The sequence below is a fragment of the Bacillus cereus group sp. Bce019 genome, from assembly GCF_051781745.1.
Classification (GTDB): Bacteria; Bacillota; Bacilli; order Bacillales; family Bacillaceae_G; genus Bacillus_A; species Bacillus_A cereus.
Window position 1 is genome coordinate 1 of record NZ_JBPWJX010000094.1, and the last position, 278, is coordinate 278.

The following is a 278-nucleotide window of genomic DNA, read 5'->3' on the forward strand; positions in this document are numbered from 1 at the left end:
TGAAAAAGAACAGAAGCCTTAGGGTTTCTAGTTTGAATGGCTTTTTCTATTGTTGTAATAGCCAAAGCGGTATCTATTTTTTTGCTGACAGTCCAGGCAATGACTTTTCTGGAAAATAGATCTAGAATCACGCAAAGGTAAACAAAAGATTTTTTTCCAATAGGAATATAAGAGAAGTCACTAGTCCATACTTGATTTGGTGCTGGAGGATTAAACGCTTGTTTTAAATGGTTTTGGTGCTTCAAAGAAACCTGACCTTTGGTCGGTTTAAAGACAGG

The 278-nt window shown here is 36.3% G+C and carries 1 protein-coding gene; it reads right to left on the bottom strand.

Annotated features, from left to right (window positions below):
* Window positions 1-278, bottom strand: a 278-nt coding sequence (locus ACS2QP_RS27585; protein ID WP_438883036.1) for a DDE-type integrase/transposase/recombinase, incomplete at both ends; no start/stop codon positions are given.